The 16,061-nt window shown below is 59.3% G+C and carries 16 protein-coding genes, 1 pseudogene and 3 riboswitches; of the genes and pseudogenes, 15 read left to right on the top strand and 2 right to left on the bottom strand.

Going from position 1 to position 16,061, the window contains the following annotated elements:
- Positions 1-178: 178 nt before the first annotated feature.
- From QWI75_RS21655 to QWI75_RS21625, 7 genes are all read left to right on the top strand, one after another.
- Positions 179-877 (top strand): DUF3644 domain-containing protein, encoded by a 699-nt coding sequence (locus QWI75_RS21655; protein WP_289271453.1) that lies wholly within the window; start codon positions 179-181, stop codon positions 875-877.
- Between the two features lie 185 nt (positions 878-1,062).
- Positions 1,063-1,353, top strand: a complete 291-nt coding sequence (locus tag QWI75_RS21650; RefSeq protein WP_289271452.1) for a hypothetical protein — start codon at positions 1,063-1,065, stop codon at positions 1,351-1,353.
- A gap of 94 nt (positions 1,354-1,447) precedes the next feature.
- Positions 1,448-2,038, top strand: coding sequence for a DUF4433 domain-containing protein (locus QWI75_RS21645; RefSeq protein ID WP_289271451.1), 591 nt, complete (start codon positions 1,448-1,450; stop codon positions 2,036-2,038).
- Positions 2,039-2,047: 9 nt separating this feature from the next.
- On the top strand, positions 2,048-3,172 hold the full coding sequence (gene darG, locus QWI75_RS21640) for a type II toxin-antitoxin system antitoxin DNA ADP-ribosyl glycohydrolase DarG (protein WP_289271450.1): 1,125 nt from the start codon (positions 2,048-2,050) through the stop codon (positions 3,170-3,172).
- A 300-nt stretch (positions 3,173-3,472) separates the two neighbouring features.
- Complete coding sequence (locus QWI75_RS21635; protein ID WP_289271449.1) at positions 3,473-3,766, top strand: nucleotidyltransferase family protein; 294 nt, start codon at positions 3,473-3,475, stop codon at positions 3,764-3,766.
- Entirely contained in the window at positions 3,767-4,108 is a 342-nt protein-coding gene (locus tag QWI75_RS21630) for a HepT-like ribonuclease domain-containing protein (RefSeq protein ID WP_306417612.1), read from the top strand.
- Between the two features lie 660 nt (positions 4,109-4,768).
- Positions 4,769-5,926, top strand: a complete 1,158-nt coding sequence (locus QWI75_RS21625; RefSeq protein WP_289271448.1) for a Fic family protein — start codon at positions 4,769-4,771, stop codon at positions 5,924-5,926.
- 407 nt (positions 5,927-6,333) lie between these two features.
- Positions 6,334-6,431: riboswitch (cobalamin riboswitch) on the top strand.
- An 88-nt stretch (positions 6,432-6,519) separates the two neighbouring features.
- Here QWI75_RS21625 and QWI75_RS21620 read toward each other — a convergent pair.
- Together QWI75_RS21620 and QWI75_RS21615 are read right to left on the bottom strand one after the other, a co-directional pair.
- Entirely contained in the window at positions 6,520-6,945 is a 426-nt protein-coding gene (locus tag QWI75_RS21620) for a type II toxin-antitoxin system VapC family toxin (RefSeq protein ID WP_289271447.1), read from the bottom strand.
- Entirely contained in the window at positions 6,942-7,175 is a 234-nt protein-coding gene (locus QWI75_RS21615; RefSeq protein ID WP_289271446.1) for a hypothetical protein, read from the bottom strand. Before QWI75_RS21615 ends, QWI75_RS21620 begins: the two co-directional genes overlap by 4 nt.
- A 233-nt stretch (positions 7,176-7,408) precedes the next feature.
- A riboswitch (cobalamin riboswitch) is annotated at positions 7,409-7,598 on the top strand.
- A gap of 91 nt (positions 7,599-7,689) precedes the next feature.
- Between QWI75_RS21615 and QWI75_RS21610 the strand changes: the two genes are divergently transcribed.
- From QWI75_RS21610 to bluB, 8 genes and pseudogenes are all read left to right on the top strand, one after another.
- Positions 7,690-8,625, top strand: a complete 936-nt coding sequence (locus tag QWI75_RS21610; RefSeq protein ID WP_289271445.1) for an ABC transporter substrate-binding protein — start codon at positions 7,690-7,692, stop codon at positions 8,623-8,625.
- Positions 8,622-9,809, top strand: a complete 1,188-nt coding sequence (locus QWI75_RS21605) for a FecCD family ABC transporter permease (protein WP_289271444.1) — start codon at positions 8,622-8,624, stop codon at positions 9,807-9,809. The genes QWI75_RS21610 and QWI75_RS21605 overlap by 4 nt, the downstream gene beginning before the upstream one ends.
- Positions 9,806-10,720 (top strand): ABC transporter ATP-binding protein, encoded by a 915-nt coding sequence (locus QWI75_RS21600; RefSeq protein WP_289271443.1) that lies wholly within the window; start codon positions 9,806-9,808, stop codon positions 10,718-10,720. Before QWI75_RS21605 ends, QWI75_RS21600 begins: the two co-directional genes overlap by 4 nt.
- 157 nt (positions 10,721-10,877) lie before the next feature.
- Positions 10,878-11,153: riboswitch (cobalamin riboswitch) on the top strand.
- Positions 11,154-11,180: 27 nt separating this feature from the next.
- Positions 11,181-13,109 carry a TonB-dependent receptor plug domain-containing protein gene (locus QWI75_RS21595; protein WP_289271442.1) on the top strand — a complete coding sequence of 643 codons (1,929 nt, stop codon included), beginning with the start codon at positions 11,181-11,183 and terminating at the stop codon, positions 13,107-13,109.
- A gap of 9 nt (positions 13,110-13,118) precedes the next feature.
- The gene (locus tag QWI75_RS21590; protein WP_289271441.1) at positions 13,119-14,516 is read left to right on the top strand and encodes a cobyrinic acid a,c-diamide synthase CobB; all 1,398 of its coding nucleotides are present in this window, start codon (positions 13,119-13,121) and stop codon (positions 14,514-14,516) included.
- Positions 14,513-15,112 (top strand): cob(I)yrinic acid a,c-diamide adenosyltransferase, encoded by a 600-nt coding sequence (gene cobO / locus QWI75_RS21585; protein WP_289271440.1) that lies wholly within the window; start codon positions 14,513-14,515, stop codon positions 15,110-15,112. The genes QWI75_RS21590 and cobO overlap by 4 nt, the downstream gene beginning before the upstream one ends.
- A gap of 35 nt (positions 15,113-15,147) precedes the next feature.
- Complete coding sequence (locus QWI75_RS21580; protein WP_289271439.1) at positions 15,148-15,375, top strand: cysteine-rich CWC family protein; 228 nt, start codon at positions 15,148-15,150, stop codon at positions 15,373-15,375.
- 84 nt (positions 15,376-15,459) lie between these two features.
- Positions 15,460-16,053: pseudogene (gene bluB, locus QWI75_RS21575) on the top strand (5,6-dimethylbenzimidazole synthase); the annotation flags it as partial.
- Between the last annotated feature and the right edge of the window lie 8 nt (positions 16,054-16,061).

Genomic DNA, 16,061 nt, shown 5'->3' with positions numbered 1-16,061 from the left:
GGCTCCTTCACTGGAGTGTACAGTGGGCACCATACGTGCTGGCGATGCACTACGGCTTCACGGATGAGGAACTCGACTTCATCATCAACTACGATATCAAGCACCGTATGGGCCAGTATACGGACAGCGAAGACGAGAAATAGAAATGAGGGGGTTGCCGAGGGCAGTTAGATCAGCCTTGGATAAAGCGCACGACTCCGCGTTGCTGGCCGTTGAGGTTTATAACAAGCCAGCTGTGAAGTTCAAATCAGGTGGTTACATCGCATTGATGGTGATCGCCTGGACGGCGTTGTTTCATGCCATCTTCTTCAAGAAGAAACGGAAGCCCTTTTACAAGAAACCAAGCGGACGGTACGTCAAGACAGGCGGAGATTACCGATATTGGGAGTTGGACGAGTGTCTGCGGCAGTACTACGGCAGCGACACAATGAATGCGGTGCGCAAGAATCTAGAGTTTTTCATTCCCTTGCGGAACAAGATCGAGCATCGTTCGATGCCAGAACTGGACGCCAACATCTTTGGCGAATGTCAGGCGATGCTCCTAAATTTCGACGAGATGCTGGAAAAGGAATTCGGCAGCAAACATTGCCTGCGCGAAAGCCTCTCATTCTCCCTGCAGATGTTCCCTTCGGCCGAAGGGCTGATAGATGCGGTCACTCGCAATCCCGCAGCGAAACCGATCGCCGATTTTATCCAGCGTTATCGCTCGACCGTCTCCCCCGAGACTCTGGCCAGCGGCAAGTACTCATTCAAGGCGTTTCTGATACAAGTGACCAACCACCCCGGCTCCAGCGCACCCTCTATTCAGTTTTTGCACTACGACAAACTAACAGAAGAACAGAAGAAACAGGCTAGAAGTTATTTCAAAACCTTATGACCGTGCTTCGACAAGCTCAGCACGAACGGACAACTATCGATGTTTGCGAGAGAATTTCCGTTCGCCCTGAGCCCGTCGAAGGGGGAACAGAGGGTTTTGAAACAACTTCTAGCCATTTAGTAGCCATGGTCAAGACGAAGGCGGTGCCAGTACTAAACCCTGACACGATGAAAGCAGGGGAGGTCGTGAAAAAGGTCCAGCAAGGACTGGGCAATCCTACAGTGTTGCGGGCCGGGAAACAGGGTGAAAAGTTTACCATGGATACCCACATCCGTTGCTGGAGGCGATACAAAGTCCGTCCTCCCAAGGGCAGCCAAACCCCATGGGAGACTGACCCGAAGTACTGTGTATATGACAAGCTGCACAATGACTACGGTTACACTCAAGAATGGGTTGATTTTCTTATCGAGGAGCTGAAGGACGACGCCAAATTCGATGCTATCTGCAAGACAGTGTCATCAACGCCGGCAAAATGATCTAGCTCGACCGAGAAAAAGGAAAGATCTTGGACTTCATCATTGGCTTCTATATCAAGTGCCGTATAAGTCAGGTTGCGAATGAGGACGAGAGGTGAACCGGGAAGACGTTACCGAGCTCCACTTCATCACAGCAATCGACAACGTGCCATCAATCTTAGATCACGGCATTCTGTCGAATCGACGGGCGACTCAGTTAGCCCACACGTCCGTAGCTATGGAGGAGGTGCAGGACAGGCGTCGAGAGAAAAGGATCCCTGGCGCCGGTCTCTTGCACGAGTATGCCAATCTATATTTCGACGCACATAATCCTATGCTCAGCAGGCGACGCGACCGAAACGATACGATCTGCGTTTTAAGAATCGACCATGCCGTGCTCGATGAGCCGGGAGTGATTGTCGCCGACCGCAATGCGGCCAGCGATTATGTGCGTTTCTATACGGCGTCGGCAGGAATAGACGCTTTAGACAGAGACCTGGTGTTTGCCAGATTCTGGACCAATGCTGACGATCCGTATGAGGCGATGAGGCGCAAATCGATCAAGTGTGCAGAGGTTCTGGTGCCTAACTCCGTCAGCTCAGACTTAATAATCGGTGCTTATGTGGCGAACCAGCGGGCGTTGGAGGTCTTTGAAGCACTGGGGACCCGATTGCCGGTCGTGATCAACAGTGCTATGTTCTTCTAACAGATAGCCATGCGAATCCTTGTCGGCGACATTCTCAAGTCGAAAGCCCAGACGCTGATCAACACGGTCAATTGCGTCGGCGTCATGGGGAAAGGGATTGCGCTGGAATTCAAGAATCGATTCCCGGATATGTATGATGACTACGTGCAACGATGTCAGCGGGGGGAAGTGAAGCCCGGCGTTCCTTACCTTTTCAAAACGCTGTTCCCGCCCCAGATCATCAACTTCCCAACCAAAGATCATTGGAAGTCAATTTCCAAGGTCAGTGACATTGAGCGTGGATTGCAACATCTGCTCAATCAGTATCAAGCGTGGGGTGTCACCTCCTTGGCGATTCCCCCGCTCGGTTGTGGTAACGGGCAGTTGGAATGGCGAGTGATCGGCCCCTTAATTTATCGTTTTATAAAGGACATGCCGATTCCTGTTGAGCTGTACGCTCCGTATGGCACGCATCCGAAAGAACTGACCGTGGAATTCCTGGGGCAAGGTGCTGATCAGCATGTCGAGGCGACGACCAAGAATGACCACTCGGTTCTCAATCCAGGTTGGGTGGCGCTCGTTGAGATTTTGGCCCGCATCGAACAGCAGCCTTACCATTGGCCTGTAGGACGAACTCTGTTTCAGAAAATTGCCTATGTTGCTACTAATGAGGGTTTGCCGACCGGTTTGCAGTATCAACGAGGCAGTTTCGGGCCGTTCTCAGGCGAGTTGAAAGGACTCGAAGCCAAGCTCATCAATAACGGTCTATTACAAGAAGAACGTCGCGGAAAGATGTTCATGGTTACTGTGGGACCGAACTTCACTCGCATTCGACAGAAGTATGCATCCTTCTTCGAGCAGTGGAATACAATTCTCGACAAAACAGTCGATCTGTTCACGAGAGTCAACACCGATCAAGCTGAACTCATCGCAACCGTCTTGTTCGCGGCAAGTGAACTGGCGGGAGAAAAGCGCGAGCTGCCTTCCGAGACCGAGGTGTTAGATACGGTTCTGCATTGGAAGCAGAAGCGTCGTCCGCCTCTTGATCAAAAGACGGTCGCCTCAACCATTCGTAATCTCGCCACATTACGTTGGCTGTCTGTCACAGCCGACCCCAACCTTCCAGTAGCTGACGAAGAAGCAATCCTGACGTAAGAATCTCCGTGACAATTGGGACCACCTCCGCACCATGCCACTGTTCGTCGTGGACGGGTCGTCGCCGGGGCATGGGTTCCGAAGGCCGGTCTGACTCAAGAGGAGTTCCAACTCTACGTGCGCGCGGTGGCTGTGGAGGGTGCCCGCTTCGAGTACACGCTGACCGGTAGAGACAACGAGTAAGGAGCGGTATCCATTGGATGCCGGCCTTCGCGGCGCTTGACAAAGTGCCGCCGATGATCCTTCATTGAGCCGAGGCACGTGGATTTGACGGCCACTGCTCCCAGGAGGAAAACTCCCATGACGCGCAACCAGGTGCTATCCACCTTGCATGCACATCTTCCGGAGATTCAGTCTCGCTTCGGCGTGAAGCGGCTGACCCTGTTCGGGTCTGCCGCCCGCGATGAAATGCGAAACGGCAGCGACGTGGATGTACTCGTCGAATTCGAGGGGCACCCCACGTTCGACGGCTACATGGATTTGAAGGCCCATCTGGAAACTCTTCTGGGGGCCAACGTCGATCTCGTGACCGAAGAGGCTCTGAAGCCGCGCATGCGGCCGATCGTCGAGAAGGACCGGGTGCATGTCGCGTAACTGGCTCTTTTACCTCGAAGACATCTGGAGAGCTGCGGGAAAATCCGCCGCTACACCCAGGGCGTTACCTTCGAGGCGTTTCGGGCGAACGACATGATGATCGATGCGGTGATCCGGAACCTGGAGATCATCGGCGAGGCTGCGAAGCATCTCCCCCCAGAGGCCAGGACCCTGATGCCCGAGGCGGACTGGTCGAAGGCAGCCGGGTTCCGGGATGTGATCGCGCATGGGTACTTTGGGTTGGACCTCTATGTCGTCTGGGATGTGGTCCAGGCCAAGGTGCCCGGCCTGGGGCAATCGGCAGAGAGAGTACTGCAGCAACTGCGGGATGAGCCGGTCTAGCGCGGATGTTCCCTCCTCGTGACCACTGGAGAAACTCCCGTATTGCTCGTGTAGGGAATTGCCGTCCGTTCCTTGCCACGACTGTTGAAGTAAGCGAGGCTTTGCTCCGATGAGCTTGCCCCAGACCTTGACATCCCCTCTAGGCCCGTCTAGCAGGCTGCGGAAAACCTCTCCGTTCATCCTTCGAGAGCCTCAGGACGAACGAAGCGGTCGTTGAATATGCTGGGGTTTCCCGATCGTGCTGAGCCTGTCGAAGCACACAAATCGAGTTTTTCCGCAGCCTGCTAGAGCCCCGCTCGACATAGCGTCCGGTTGAAGGGAAGAGGGTGCGACTCCCTCACGGTCCCCCAGCTTGTTACTGTTCGCCGCAGGGGGCAATGAGCCGTGAGTCAGAGATTTATTGTTAGCCTTCGAAGGATCGGTATAGAGAACACGAGACCTTGCGGGCATACTACTCTTCCCGTTGGAGGATCGTGCGAGGGCATGTCGCATGGAGTCGCGAAGCATGACCTCTTGATCTCTTCCAGGCCTTCATCATCGATCCGGCCTGACAACCTCCTCCGCAAATTGACACAGTGGATGGTCAATGATACTTTCAAGCCTCAAAGTATCATTGATGGCAAGGAAGGGAATGAAAGTATCATACTGCCAGAATGATCGATGAATCCTACTGATTTTACAGATGAAAAGAACGGACGGCTCGTCAAGACAGAGCGCGACTATTGGGCCTTTGTCCCGAACCCCCTTCCGCCCAAGCTGACGTTGAGCTGGGATCTGGTGAACCAGCTTTCTGACGCTGATAGAGCCCTCAGCGAACTCGCAGGAACAGCTCGCACCTTACCGAACCCCCACTTGCTCATCGGACCCTTTATCAGACGCGAGGCGGTGCTCTCCAGTCGCATCGAGGGAACCCAGGCTTCGCTGTCCGATCTCCTGTTTTTCGAAGCATCGGGGGCGGTCGATCCCAAAGTGCCCGATGCCCGCGAGGTGGGGAATTATGTGAAGGCGATGGAATATGGACTCGCGCGTCTGAACAAGTTTCCGCTGAGCCTCCGCTTTATCAGGGAACTGCACGAACGTCTCATGGAGGGCACACGCGGGGAACACCTGACTCCCGGTGGGTTTCGTCGCTCCCAGAATTGGATTGGCCCTGCCGGCTGTACTCTGATGGAGGCCCTGTATGTCCCGCCTCCGGTCGAAGAGATGGAACAGGCCCTCGCCCGGTTCGAAACCTATCTTCATGCGTCCTCCACGCTGCCGCTCCTTGTTCGACTCGCAGCCATCCACTACCAGTTTGAGGCGATTCATCCGTTCTTGGATGGGAATGGCAGGATCGGACGACTTCTCATCACGCTCCTGCTCTGCAAAGAGGGAGCGTTATCGGAGCCGCTCCTTTATTTGAGCGCGTACTTTGAGCGTCACCGCGACGAGTACTATCGGCTCCTTCTGGCCGTGAGTCAGAGAGGCCAATGGGCGGAGTGGATCTTGTTCTTTCTTCGCGGTGTCACGGAGCAGTCGCGGGATGCACTGATCCGTTCTGCTCGATTGCGTGAGTTGTGGCAGGGCTACCGTCAGGAATTCCAGTCGGCTCGCTCGTCGGCGCTCCAGCTTCGCTTGATCGACCAGTTGTTTGCCTATCCCGCGATTACGGCGAGTCAGGCGGCAAAGCTCTTACAGGTGACGCATCGCTCGGCGCAGTTGAACATTGAGAAGTTGATCCACAAGGGCATTCTGAAGGAAGCCACCGGGAAGCAACGGAACCGAATTTTTGTCGCGCCGCAAATCATTCACGTCATCGAAGCGCCGCACGCAAGCTAGTCCGCATTATTCATGAACGCTTCTACTGCAACCGCCGATACGCTGCTGCGACGAGCCAGCATGCGGCATGCAGCGTATGCTGGCGGGCAGGCTCGCCCCTCAAGGCCTCGACATACTGTTTCAAGTATGCCTCGGCCTCTTGGGGCTCCGCGTGCCCGTCTCGCCTGGCGTCTTGTCGGTTTCGTCACGAACCGTCATGAATAATGCGGGCTAGAGCATTCGGCGATCAAAACCAAGTCGGTGTATTCGAGCATCGAGTCGCGAAAGGACGGTCTGTGCGTCCTCCTGCTCTCCGCTGCGAGGCTCGACCGTGCTGCCCCGATGGCGTTCCCGTCGCCCCTGACCTTGACAGCCCCCTTCCCGCCCGACTAGGAGTTCCGGCCGACATAGCGTCCCGTTCAAAGAAAGAGGGTGCGACTCCCTCACGGTCCCGCCGCTGTAACTGGGGACGACTCCCGCACATTGTCACTGTTCATCGCGGGCGGGCGGTGCCCCGTGAGTCAGAGGTTCATTGTCAGCCTTCGAAGGGTCGGTATACAGAACACGAGACCTTGCGGGGAGCGTACTCTTCCCGGTTGAGGGCCGTACGCAGATTACGGTTCTCGCCATTCCCGTAGCAGCGCCACATGGCCCTTTCGTCTTGCCCGCTTTTCGTAGGCCGTATCGGCCGTGAGATACAGTCCTTTGGTGCGCAACGCGAGGACATGATAAGCGGAATCATAGAAAGTGACGCCCTTGACCTCATGCATATGTTCGAGCACCGCCAGGCTGTACTCGGTCCTGAGCGGAACCTCTTCGAATTCATAGGCAAGAAGGGCGCTCATTAATTCCGTAGCCAAGGCCGACTGCTTCAGGCCCAATACATTTCCGACTTCGTATCGCCACAGAGTCGGCAATCGAATCTCGACCTCCTGAGCGAGGAGCGCTTGTTGAAGCTGCAAGGCCTGAGGATAATCGGATTCGTCCTCTTTCTCCAACACCCACTTCAAAATGACAGACGCGTCAGGGACGATAATCATTGATCCGATCGAGTTCGCTCCTTCCGCACTGCCGCCACGATATCTTTTCCACTGAAGGTCGCACTTCGCTTTCTGAGATGCTTGATGACTTCCGTGGCGTGTTGTCGTTTTCGTTTGAGCAGTTCGTTGCGTAACGCTTCACTCACGACTTGACTGCGCCGACGCGGAGGAACGAGCTTGAAAAGTTCTTCTCTGAGCTGATCATCGATGGATACATTCAATTTCGCCATGGTCTGCCATCCTTCTCTGTAACAGAAGTAGCCTGGGTGTCAATAGTATGCGCCTTCCATGGGCGTCTAATCAAGGTTCACCATAAAAACTGTATGCTTCTCGCGCTGCTGGCGGACATCCAGAGGACCCCAAGATGGGTTGCCCTCTTTCTCTAGCGGTCGCTTCCTCCCGCTGAAGGAACTCCAACACCCGTTCGTCTGGCTCGGATCTCCCGACCTTGACAACCCCCTTCCTGCCCGTCTAGAGTCCCGGCCGACATAGCGTCCGGTTCAAGGGAAGAGGGTGCGACTCCCTCACGGTCCCGCCGCTGTAACTGGGGACGACTCCCGCACGATGTCACTGTTCGCCACAGGCGAATGGGAAGACGCGGGCAGTCGGGTGATCCAGAAGTCAGAAGACCTAACCGGTATACCAGACCAGGGTTCCCCCGTGGGGTGGGGAATGCGGTGAGGATGAAGAAGCAGGGTGCAGTCCTCCGGGTCTATTGCTTTGGCAGGCCCCGAGGGCTTTTTTGTGTCCTGTGTCCGGCTTCACCAACGGTCAGTTCGCTCGCTCCTCGCATGGCTGCTCCTCACGAGCACCCTCCTCCTTGCGGTTCGATCGGCTGATGCGGCTGAACGGATCTTCGTCGATGATCTCCGTCGTTCCGTTTCTGTCCCGGACCAGGCTGCGCGCATCGTCTCCCTCGCTCCCAGTTTGACCGAGCTGCTCTTCTCGATCGGCCTGGACCGGGAGATCGTCGCGGTCACGCCGTTTTGCGACTATCCTCCGCAAGCGGCCACGAAACCCAAAGTCGGGTATACGAATCCCAGCCTTGAGGCGCTTCTCGGCCATGATCCCGATCTGATCCTGGCGCCGCGGGAGTTCATGAGGGCGGACCTGCTCGGCACACTCGAGCAGTTGCGCATCCCGGTGCTCGTGTTCTCGGCCGGTTCCGTCGCGGATATCATCGCGCATCTCCAGACCCTCGGGCGGATCTTTCATCGTGAGTCTCAGGCTGACATCGTCGCGACCGCCATCAGGCAGCAGATCGCTGCGATCAAGTCCAAAGTCCGTGCCCTTCCGCCGCGGCGTGTCCTCTATGTCCTGAACAGCCATCCGCTCATCACGGTCGGGCCGGGCAGTTTCATCCATGAATTGATCGGTCTGGCCGGCGGGCTCAATGCCGCAGCCGACGCGGCGATGCCATACCCTCGCCTCAGCATGGAGGTGGTGTTGAAGGAAGACCCGGAGGTGTTGCTTTTTCCGGTCGGGAAGGCGGAAGGGATCTCGCCCGGCGAGCAACAGGTCTGGAAGCGATGGCCCGATCTTTCTGCCGTGCAGCAGGGCCGGCTCCGTTCCGTTCCGTCCGATCTGTTGAACCGTCCCGGCCCCAGAATCGGCGACGGATTGGAAGCCCTGGCTCGGGCGATCCATCCGGAGGCCTTTGCCGGGGAGCCACAACCGTGAGGCAGACAGACGGCATGATGCCGCGCCCGTCCGTCCATCGAGACGTGGCGCAGGAGATGGCGGAGCTGGAGCAGCATTCCCGACCACAGTCCGGACCAGCGAATCGGCCTGCGCCGCGGACCATGGACGGCAGCCACCGGATCGCGGGCAGCCGGAGCAGGAGAGCGTTCAGGGTTCTCGGCCTGCTCACGACCGGACTGATCCTGCTGATGATCCTTTGTCTCCAATTCGGGACCGAATATATCGGGCTCCAGCGGATGGCGGATCTCATCCTACACGCACTCAGGCGGGGCGACTGGGGCCGCGAGTCGATCGGGACGAGCGGCATGATCCTGTTTCACGTGCGGCTGCCGCGCGTCCTGTTGAGCGTGATCGTCGGGGCGTCGCTGGCCTGCGTCGGCGTCGTGCTTCAAGCCTTGCTCCGCAACCCCCTGGCCGATCCCTATGTCGTCGGGGTATCGAGCGGCGCCGCGTTCGGGGCGGCGCTGGCGATCCTCTTCGGCATTGGGACCTCGTTCCTGGCCCTCACGGCGCTTCCGCTCTGCGCTTTCGCCGGAGGGTTGCTGTCGCTGCTGCTCGTGTATCGATTGGGCGCGACCCAAGGCCGCCTCTCGATCCACAGCCTCCTGTTGGCCGGCGTGATTCTGAACGCGATCTTCTCGGCGCTGATCATGTTCTCCACCCTCCTCATGGACCCGAACCGATCGTTCGGCTTGATGGCCTGGTTGATGGGCACCCTGACGTTGCAGGTCTCTCCCGGGCTCACCGTGCTGCTGGGCTACATCCTGGTCGGGCTTGCGCTGCTCTTGACCCAACTGCGCTCACTCAACCTCATGACCCTTGGAGAAGAGGCGGCGCGCTCCTGCGGCGTCGATACGGAGCGGGTGAAGAAGCGGCTCTTCGTGACCTCGGCCCTTGTGACCGGCGCCGTCGTGTCCGTGAGCGGGATGATCGGCTTCGTCGGCATGGTGGTCCCGCATGCCGTGCGGTTGTTGTTCGGCGCGGACCACCGGCTCCTGTTTCCGGCCTCTGCGCTGGTCGGGGGCATGGCCCTGCTGGTTGCGGACACAGCGGCAAGGACGCTGCTCGCACCCACCGAGATTCCGGTGGGGATTGTCACGGCGCTCGCCGGTGGACCCCTCTTTCTCTATCTCCTGCTCTGGCGAAGGGATCGGCTGGCGTGAACGATGGGCAACACAACGGGGATGCGGTTGCCGATGAACGGCACTCATTGTTTGCGACCGCGGGCGTTCAGACCATGACCTCGACACCGATGTATGAAGTTCGGTCCTTGAGCCTTTGTTATCCGGCGGACAATCCAGACAGGCTGCTGTGGGCTGTGCGAGAGCTGACCTTCGACATCCGAGCCGGTGAATTTGTCGGGATCGTCGGCCCGAACGGGTCTGGCAAGACCTCGCTGCTGAAACTGCTGGGCAAAGTCCTCCGCCCGAAGGCCGGTACCATCCGCTTGCGCGGACGCGATCTGGCGACGATCCCGCAGGACGAGGTCGCCCGCACGGTGGCAATGGTGCCACAGGAGAGTCATCAGGTCTTTCCCTTCACCGTTCTCGAAACGGTTCTCATGGGCCGGCATCCGCATCATGGATCGACGTGGCGCGCCGGGTTCAGGTGGGAAGATGAGGAGGACCTCGACATCGCAAGGGAGGCGATGGAGGCCACGGATGTCGCCCACCTGCAGGATCGCGCCGTGACGGACCTCTCGGGAGGGGAACGGCAGCGCTGCTGGATCGCCCGCGCGCTGGCGCAGGCGCCGCAGGTCCTGCTGCTGGATGAGCCGACCGCGTTTCTGGACCTGCCGCACCAGATCGACATCAGCGCGCTCCTGCGCCGACTGGCAGATCGACAGGGGCTGACCCTGCTGATGATCTCTCACGATCTAAACATGGCCGGTCAGTATGCCGATCGAATGTTGATGATGAAGGAGGGAGCGCTAGTCGCCGCCGGCACGCCGGAGGAGGTGATCCGGCCGGACGTGCTCAAGGCCGTCTATGGATGCGACGTGCTGGTCGACCGCCATCCTGAGTCCGGACGGCCGCGGGTGACGTTGCCGGCGTGGATGCGACGACCGACGTAAGAACGTCAACCGGCATTCGTCAACCGTGCGAGACGGGGAGGGAAATGCGACGCACAGGGGTGTTCTCAACAAATGACGAATGACGGTTCACGAATGACGCGTTGCTGAGGCGCATGTACCCGCGCCTCAACGTCAAAGATAGGGGTACGGTCACTGGGTCAATCTTCAAGGAGGGGGTCAGGAAGAAGTCGTCGGGGACGGGGAAGAGGGTGCAAAGCCCTCACGGTGCCGCCACTGTAAGCGAGGAGTGGTCCCGCACAAGAGCCACTGGTTTAGGCGTCAACCGTCAGCCGTCACTCGTCAATCGAATGGGGAAGATCTCTCACTTCCCGCGAATGACGAATGACCAATGACGAATGACGTCCAAGCCGGGAAGGCGCGGGATCGCGACGATCCGCGAGTCAGGAGACCCAGCCGACGGACAGATCTGCTCAGCCCTTCGAGCATGGGGGAGGAGTGTATGAAGTCATGGGGATGGTGTGTCGTGATTCCAAGTCTGGTTTGGGCCGGAGGCAGCATGGGAACGGCGGCGTGGGCGGAGCCGGCGGACGAGCCGCTCGAAGTGAGCGAGGTCGTCGTGAGTGCGACGAAAACGCCGCTTCCGATCACGCAGGTGACGAGCGCGGTCGAGGTCATCAAGGGCGAGGAATTGGAGCAGAAGAGGATCAAGACGGTCGTGGACGCCTTGCGCCTCTCTCAAGGCACCACCGTCTTCTCGAACGGAGGGCCCGGCACCAACGCCACGGTGCGCATCCGCGGAGCCAACTCGGCCCACACCCTCGTCCTGATCGACGGGGCCATCGTCAACAGCCCGACCAGCGGCGACTTCAATTTTGCCAATCTCACGGCCGAGAACATCGAGCGGATTGAAATTTTGCGCGGCGCGCAAAGCATGTTGTACGGGTCAGACGCCATCGGGGGCGTGATCAACATCATCACCAAGCGGGGAACGGGGCCGCTCACCGGCAGCGCATTTATGGAGTACGGCTCGTTCGCCACGTTGCGGGAAGGCGGGCAGGTCTCGGGGACCAAAGGCCCGGTGGACTATGCGCTCTCGCTGTCCCGTTGGGATACGAGCAACTTCTCCGTGGCCAACTATCGGCGTGGCGCGACGGAACGGGATGCGTTTCATAACTGGCAGGGTTCGGGACGGGTCGGGGTGACGTTGCCGAAAGACGGTCGGCTCGACGTGACGGCGCGCTGGTGGAACTCGGATGTGTTTCTCGACAATGTCACCACGACCTCGAAATTCGATGTGCTCGGATCGAAGTTCACGACTAACACGCTCATCTTGAGTGCCGCCTATGAACAGCCGCTGACTTCCTGGTGGTCGCAGAAGCTGACCGTTGGGCAAAACCATGAGCGGCTGTCGTTCGACGGCGGGTCGGTGCGGCGGAACATTGAGACGGGTGTCGTCAACCAGCTCTCGCCGCGGACCCTGTCCGACATCGAGATCCTCAATCGTCGAATCGAATGGCAGCATAACTTCCAGATTGGGAAACCACTCCTGTTGTCAGCAGGCTATCAATATCGCGACGAGCAGGGTGACAACCCCAGCTTCCAACCGGCCACGTCCCCGACGAAAATTCTTTCATCCCATGCGGGATTTGCCCAGGCGCAGGTGAATCTTCAGGACCGAGTGCTGTTTACAGCCGGAGTCAGGCAAGACAGTTTCAATACCTTCGGCGACGCCACGACCTACCGCATCACCGGCGGCTACCGGATTCCGGAAACGGGGACCAAGTTCCGCGGCTCGTACGCCACAGGATTTCGCGCGCCCACGATCAACCAATTGTTTTTTCCCGGTTTCGGCAATCCGGACCTTAAGCCGGAAGAGAGCCACGGCTGGGACGTGGGAGTCGATCAGTCTCTCTGGCAGGACAAACTGTTCCTCTCCGTCACCTACTTTCACAACGACTTCGAGAACCTGATCCAGAACGTCGTGGCCGGGGCCCTGTTGAGGCCGGAGAACATAGGGGAAGCCAGGACGCAGGGATGGGAGGCCTCGTTCAAGGTCGATGTGACACAGCAGCTCAGTTTTCGCGGGCAGTACACCTATACGTCGAATCGGGATCTCACGAACGGACGCAGGCTGGCCCGTGTGCCGATCGATCAGGCCAGCTTGGGCGTGAGCTACAAGCCGATTCCAGCGCTGCAATTACACGTGGACTATCGGTTCGTGGGCGCGCGCAACAACGATGCGAACAATGCCCCGGCGGGCAGGTTGGGGTCGTTCGGGGTGGTGAATGCGTCGGCCACCTACGACATCAACAGGACCGTGCAACTCTTCGGTCGGGTCGAGAATCTGGGCGATCAGCAATATGAAGAAATCATCGGCTTCGGCACGCCCATTCGGTCGGTCTTTGGCGGGGTTAAACTGACTTTCTGAGGAGTGATCGTGAAGGCGCCGCGGATCATTATCGCCGGCACCGGCAGCAACGTCGGGAAAACGACGGTGACCTTGGCCTTGCTGGCTGCCTTCACAGCCAGAGGTCGGATGGTTCAATCGTTCAAGGCCGGGCCGGACTTCATCGACCCAGGCCACCACCAGGCGGCGACCGGCCGTCCGTCGCGCAATCTGGACGGGTGGATGCTGGGGAGAGAAGTCAATCGAGCGATCTTCACCCGCGCGGCGGCCGGCGCGGACCTCTCGATCGTGGAAGGCATGATGGGGCTGTTCGACAGCAGCTCGCCGGTGAACGAGCTTGGCAGCACGGCGGAATTGGCGAAACAGCTCGACGCGCCGGTGCTGCTCGTGATCGACGGCAGCGCCATGGCTCGCTCCGCCGCGGCGATGGTCGAAGGCTTTGTCCGGTTCGATCCGCTGCTCAACATTGCCGGCGTGCTCTTCAATCGGGTCAACAGCGACGGCCATTACCGTCTCCTGAAAGCAGCGGTCGACCAGCGAACGAACGTTGCCGTCGTGGGGTACCTGCGGACCGATCCATCGGCGTCGATTCCCGATCGCCATCTCGGGTTGATGACGGCGATCGAACGGGGATCGGCCGATCTCTACGAGCGGCTGGGCCGAGCCGCGGCGGAGACGGTCGATCTGGATCTGATCGAGCATCTGGCCGGCTCAAGCGTTGAATTGCCTGCCGCGCCGATCGTTCCGGTGAAGCAGCACACCGGCCGCGACATCCGGATCGGCATCGCCTACGATCAAGCCTTCTGCTTTTACTATCAGGACAACCTCGATTTGCTCGAGGCGGAAGGAGCGCGGTTGATCCGCTTCTCGCCGATGAGCGACCACACGTTGCCCGACGTCGATCTGTTGTATCTGGGCGGGGGCTATCCGGAACTCCACGGGGAAGCACTGGCTGCGAACGTGGCGATGAAGCGGGCCATCCGATCCTTCGCGGAGCGAGGCGGCGTTATCTACGCCGAATGCGGTGGGCTGATGTATCTGACCAAGGCGATCCGCGATTTCAAGGGCCGGTCGCACGAGATGGTCGGCCTGTTCGCCGCGGAAGCGGGCATGAGACGATCGGGGCTCACGCTCGGATACCGGACGGTCGAATTCTCGCGGCCCTGCATCCTGGGTGAGCTGGGCACGGTCGTGCGCGGGCATGAATTCCATTACTCCGCCTTGAGCGCGACGGGACCGCTCGACTATGCCTGCCGATTGACCGATGCGCGAGGTGAAACCAAGGGACCGGACGGGCTGGTCACGAAGAAGACCCTGGCCCTGTACACGCACCTGCATTTTGCCAGCCGGCCGCAGGTGGCGGAGGCGCTGGTCGAAGCGGCCAGGCAGAGCAGGTTAAACGCCTCGGGGGGGAGGCAGGCCGGATGACGGACGATGAAGAGCACAAGGCCAGGATGGCCCGGTTGAAGGCCTCGGTGGATCGCCGCATCGAACGGGCGCAGGAGGAAAAGGGCCTGCTCATCGTCTACACGGGAGCGGGCAAGGGCAAGACGACCGCCGCGCTGGGGATGGTGCTCCGCTGTGTCGGCCATGGGAAGAAGGTGGCGGTCGTGCAGTTCATCAAGGGCGCAATCGACACGGCGGAGGAGCGGGTGCTCAAGAGTTTTGGTCCGCTCGTGACGTTCCTTCGCATGGGAGAAGGCTATACCTGGGAAACGCAGGACCGGGAACGGGACACGGCCTTCGCGCAGCGAGCTTGGGAGAAGGCCTGCGAGTTCCTCCGCGATCCCTCCTACGCGATGGTGATCCTCGACGAGTTCAATATCGTCCTGCAGCACGAATACGTCCACCTGTCCGAGGTGCTTCCCGTCCTGTCCGAACGGCCGCCGATGCAGCACGTGGTCGTCACGGGCCGGAGCGCCAAGGCCGAGTTGATCGAGGCTGCGGACCTGGTGACGGAGATGAAGCAGGTGAAGCATCCCTTCCGAAAGGGCGTCAGGGCGCAAGCGGGAGTGGAGTTCTGACTGGCGAGCCGGAGTCGGCTTGGCGAGGAGCGCGGATGAAAGGGCCGGTCACAAAGACCTGCGAAGCCTGCGGCCGGACCTTCGAGTGCGGGCAATGGGGCTGTTGGTGCGGGCAGGTCGGGGTGACGGAACGCCAGATGGATTGGATCGCGGCCCGCTTCCAGGATTGTCTCTGCCCCGATTGCCTCAAGAAAGTCAGTGCGGGGGATGTGAGTCTTGTTCAGAAGCCGGTCGATGATCCCCCTGCGACGAGCGGGAACTAAGAACAGGGAGGTCCGGTGTTTGATCCACCATCCATTATTCGGCTCGGTGAAGAAGCCCTCGCTGCCGATGCCGGGTTTTCTCCCATGGAGCGAAGCGCCGTGTACCGGGCCATCTTCGAGCGGCGCGATGTGCGCCGGGGATTCCTGCCGGCGCCGATCCCTGATGACGTGCTGGGAAGGCTGCTGACTGCCGCGCACCATGCCGGGTCGGTCGGCTTCATGCAGCCCTGGGACTTCGTGGTGGTGCGTCACCGAACGACGAAGCGCGCCGTAAAGAGAATCTTTCGCCGGATCAATAATGAGGCGGCGAGGCAGTATGACGGGATGCGCGCCGATCTCTATCGGAGTCTCAAGCTCGAAGGCATCGAAGAAGCGCCGGTGAATCTCTGCGTGACCTGCAACCGCCGGCGCGGAGGCCGAGCGGTCCTCGGACGGTCCACCGTGAGGGACACCGACCTCTACAGCACCTGTTGCGCGATTCAAAATCTGTGGCTGGCGGCGAGGGCCGAAGGAATCGGAGTCGGGTGGGTCAGCATCATGGATCATACCGCCTTGAAGCGCCTGCTCGGCATTCCCAAATCGGTCACGGTGCTCGCCTACCTCTGTCTCGGTTATGTGTCCGAGTTTGCGCGAAGGCCTGACCTTGAAACGGTTGGGTGGCGGGTCAGGCTGCCGCTGGATCGGCT

Origin of the sequence: Nitrospira tepida, from assembly GCF_947241125.1 — a bacterium.
Lineage (GTDB): Bacteria > Nitrospirota > Nitrospiria > Nitrospirales > Nitrospiraceae > Nitrospira_G > Nitrospira_G tepida.
Note: the sequence above shows the minus strand (reverse complement) of the source record. Positions and strands in the feature narration are given on the sequence as shown.

What these genes read in the sequence shown, in the direction of transcription:
- darG (WP_289271450.1), top strand. Translation starts at nt 2,048, where the DNA reads ATGCGAATCCTTGTCGGCGACATTCTCAAGTCGAAAGCCCAGACGCTG.
- QWI75_RS21635 (WP_289271449.1), top strand. Translation starts at nt 3,473, where the DNA reads ATGACGCGCAACCAGGTGCTATCCACCTTGCATGCACATCTTCCGGAG.
- QWI75_RS21625 (WP_289271448.1), top strand. Translation starts at nt 4,769, where the DNA reads ATGAATCCTACTGATTTTACAGATGAAAAGAACGGACGGCTCGTCAAG.
- QWI75_RS21620 (WP_289271447.1), bottom strand. Translation starts at nt 6,945, where the DNA reads ATGATTATCGTCCCTGACGCGTCTGTCATTTTGAAGTGGGTGTTGGAG.
- QWI75_RS21615 (WP_289271446.1), bottom strand. Translation starts at nt 7,175, where the DNA reads ATGGCGAAATTGAATGTATCCATCGATGATCAGCTCAGAGAAGAACTT.
- QWI75_RS21595 (WP_289271442.1), top strand. Translation starts at nt 11,181, where the DNA reads ATGAAGTCATGGGGATGGTGTGTCGTGATTCCAAGTCTGGTTTGGGCC.
- cobO (WP_289271440.1), top strand. Translation starts at nt 14,513, where the DNA reads ATGACGGACGATGAAGAGCACAAGGCCAGGATGGCCCGGTTGAAGGCC.
- QWI75_RS21580 (WP_289271439.1), top strand. Translation starts at nt 15,148, where the DNA reads ATGAAAGGGCCGGTCACAAAGACCTGCGAAGCCTGCGGCCGGACCTTC.